Source organism: Streptococcus mitis (genome assembly GCF_946188685.1).
Classification (GTDB): Bacteria; Bacillota; Bacilli; order Lactobacillales; family Streptococcaceae; genus Streptococcus; species Streptococcus mitis_CC.
The window spans coordinates 1-3,878 of record NZ_CAMHWH010000017.1; the positions used below are offsets into that span (position 1 = coordinate 1).

A 3,878-nucleotide genomic window follows, 5' to 3' on the forward strand; every position below is an offset into this window, starting at 1 on the left:
AAAAAACAATAAATCTGTCAGTGACAGAAATGAGTGAGAACTCAAACTTTTAATGAGAGTTTGATCCTGGCTCAGGACGAACGCTGGCGGCGTGCCTAATACATGCAAGTAGAACGCTGAAGGAGGAGCTTGCTTCTCCGGATGAGTTGCGAACGGGTGAGTAACGCGTAGGTAACCTGCCTGGTAGCGGGGGATAACTATTGGAAACGATAGCTAATACCGCATAAGAGTAGATGTTGCATGACATTTGCTTAAAAGGTGCAATTGCACCACTACCAGATGGACCTGCGTTGTATTAGCTAGTTGGTGGGGTAACGGCTCACCAAGGCGACGATACATAGCCGACCTGAGAGGGTGATCGGCCACACTGGGACTGAGACACGGCCCAGACTCCTACGGGAGGCAGCAGTAGGGAATCTTCGGCAATGGACGGAAGTCTGACCGAGCAACGCCGCGTGAGTGAAGAAGGTTTTCGGATCGTAAAGCTCTGTTGTAAGAGAAGAACGAGTGTGAGAGTGGAAAGTTCACACTGTGACGGTATCTTACCAGAAAGGGACGGCTAACTACGTGCCAGCAGCCGCGGTAATACGTAGGTCCCGAGCGTTGTCCGGATTTATTGGGCGTAAAGCGAGCGCAGGCGGTTAGATAAGTCTGAAGTTAAAGGCTGTGGCTTAACCATAGTACGCTTTGGAAACTGTTTAACTTGAGTGCAAGAGGGGAGAGTGGAATTCCATGTGTAGCGGTGAAATGCGTAGATATATGGAGGAACACCGGTGGCGAAAGCGGCTCTCTGGCTTGTAACTGACGCTGAGGCTCGAAAGCGTGGGGAGCAAACAGGATTAGATACCCTGGTAGTCCACGCCGTAAACGATGAGTGCTAGGTGTTAGACCCTTTCCGGGGTTTAGTGCCGCAGCTAACGCATTAAGCACTCCGCCTGGGGAGTACGACCGCAAGGTTGAAACTCAAAGGAATTGACGGGGGCCCGCACAAGCGGTGGAGCATGTGGTTTAATTCGAAGCAACGCGAAGAACCTTACCAGGTCTTGACATCCCTCTGACCGCTCTAGAGATAGAGCTTTCCTTCGGGACAGAGGTGACAGGTGGTGCATGGTTGTCGTCAGCTCGTGTCGTGAGATGTTGGGTTAAGTCCCGCAACGAGCGCAACCCCTATTGTTAGTTGCCATCATTCAGTTGGGCACTCTAGCGAGACTGCCGGTAATAAACCGGAGGAAGGTGGGGATGACGTCAAATCATCATGCCCCTTATGACCTGGGCTACACACGTGCTACAATGGCTGGTACAACGAGTCGCAAGCCGGTGACGGCAAGCTAATCTCTTAAAGCCAGTCTCAGTTCGGATTGTAGGCTGCAACTCGCCTACATGAAGTCGGAATCGCTAGTAATCGCGGATCAGCACGCCGCGGTGAATACGTTCCCGGGCCTTGTACACACCGCCCGTCACACCACGAGAGTTTGTAACACCCGAAGTCGGTGAGGTAACCTTTTAGGAGCCAGCCGCCTAAGGTGGGATAGATGATTGGGGTGAAGTCGTAACAAGGTAGCCGTATCGGAAGGTGCGGCTGGATCACCTCCTTTCTAAGGAAAAGGAACTGCGCATTGGTCTTGTTTAGTCTTGAGAGGTCTTGTGGGGCCTTAGCTCAGCTGGGAGAGCGCCTGCTTTGCACGCAGGAGGTCAGCGGTTCGATCCCGCTAGGCTCCATTGGTGAGAGATCACCAAGTAATGCACATTGAAAATTGAATATCTATATCAAATAGTAACAAGAAAATAAACCGAAAACGCTGTAGTATTAATAAGAGTTTATGACTGAAAGGTCAGAAAATAAGGTTAAGTTAATAAGGGCGCACGGTGGATGCCTTGGCACTAGGAGCCGAAGAAGGACGTGACAAACGACGATATGCCTTGGGTAGCTGTAAGTAAGCGATGATCCAGGGATTTCCGAATGGGGGAACCCAACAGGTACTACCTGTTACCCGCATCTGTTAAGGATGTGAGGAGGAAGACGCAGTGAACTGAAACATCTAAGTAGCTGCAGGAAGAGAAAGCAAAAGCGATTGCCTTAGTAGCGGCGAGCGAAACGGCAGGAGGGCAAACCGAAGAGTTTACTCTTCGGGGTTGTAGGACTGCAATGTGGACTCAAAGATTATAGAAGAATGATTTGGGAAGATCAGCCAAAGAGAGTAATAGCCTCGTATTTAAAATAGTCTTTGTACCTAGCAGTATCCTGAGTACGGCGGGACACGTGAAATCCCGTCGGAATCTGGGAGGACCATCTCCCAACCCTAAATACTCCCTAGTGACCGATAGTGAACCAGTACCGTGAGGGAAAGGTGAAAAGCACCCCGGGAGGGGAGTGAAATAGAACCTGAAACCGTGTGCCTACAACAAGTTCGAGCCCGTTAATGGGTGAGAGCGTGCCTTTTGTAGAATGAACCGGCGAGTTACGTTATGATGCGAGGTTAAGTTGAAGAGACGGAGCCGTAGGGAAACCGAGTCTGAATAGGGCGAATTAGTATCATGACGTAGACCCGAAACCATGTGACCTACCCATGAGCAGGTTGAAGGTGCGGTAAGACGCACTGGAGGACCGAACCAGGGCACGTTGAAAAGTGCTTGGATGACTTGTGGGTAGCGGAGAAATTCCAAACGAACTTGGAGATAGCTGGTTCTCTCCGAAATAGCTTTAGGGCTAGCGTCGACATAAAGATTCTTGGAGGTAGAGCACTGTTTGGGTGAGGGGTCCATCCCGGATTACCAATCTCAGATAAACTCCGAATGCCAATGAATTATGGTCGGCAGTCAGACTGCGAGTGCTAAGATCCGTAGTCGAAAGGGAAACAGCCCAGACCACCAGCTAAGGTCCCAAAATAATTGTTAAGTGGAAAAGGATGTGGGGTTGCACAGACAACTAGGATGTTAGCTTAGAAGCAGCTATTCATTCAAAGAGTGCGTAATAGCTCACTAGTCGAGTGACCCTGCGCCGAAAATGTACCGGGGCTAAAACAATTTACCGAAGCTGTGGATACCTTTTATAGGTATGGTAGGAGAGCGTTCTATGTGTGATGAAGGTATACCGTGAGGAGTGCTGGAACGCATAGAAGTGAGAATGCCGGTATGAGTAGCGAAAGACAGGTGAGAATCCTGTCCACCGTAAGACTAAGGTTTCCAGGGGAAGGCTCGTCCGCCCTGGGTTAGTCGGGACCTAAGGAGAGACCGAAAGGTGTATCCGATGGACAACAGGTTGATATTCCTGTACTAGAGTATGTAGTGATGGAGGGACGCAGTAGGCTAACTAAAGCAGACGATTGGAAGTGTCTGTCTAAGCAGTGAGGTGTGAACTGAGTCAAATGCTTAGTTCTATAACATTGAGCTGTGATGGGGAGCGAAGTTTAGTAGCGAAGTTAGTGACGTCACACTGCCAAGAAAAGCTTCTAGCGTTTAAACATACTCTACCCGTACCGCAAACCGACACAGGTAGTCGAGGCGAGTAGCCTCAGGTGAGCGAGAGAACTCTCGTTAAGGAACTCGGCAAAATGACCCCGTAACTTCGGGAGAAGGGGTGCTGACTTTAAGTCAGCCGCAGTGAATAGGCCCAAGCAACTGTTTATCAAAAACACAGCTCTCTGCTAAATCGTAAGATGATGTATAGGGGGTGACGCCTGCCCGGTGCTGGAAGGTTAAGAGGAGTGCTTAGCGCAAGCGAAGGTATGAATTGAAGCCCCAGTAAACGGCGGCCGTAACTATAACGGTCCTAAGGTAGCGAAATTCCTTGTCGGGTAAGTTCCGACCCGCACGAAAGGCGTAATGATTTGGGCACTGTCTCAACGAGAGACTCGGTGAAATTTTAGTACCTGTGAAGA

Annotated in this window: 1 tRNA gene and 2 rRNA genes; all 3 read left to right on the forward strand. The window is 49.9% G+C overall.

Features of this window, described 5'->3' with window-relative positions:
* Nucleotides 1-48 precede the first annotated feature (48 nt).
* A 16S ribosomal RNA gene (locus tag N8N51_RS10280) occupies nucleotides 49-1,595 on the forward strand.
* 51 nt (nucleotides 1,596-1,646) lie between these two features.
* A tRNA-Ala gene (locus N8N51_RS10285) sits at nucleotides 1,647-1,719 on the forward strand.
* 124 nt (nucleotides 1,720-1,843) lie between these two features.
* Nucleotides 1,844-3,878, forward strand: a 23S ribosomal RNA gene (locus N8N51_RS10290); the annotation flags it as partial.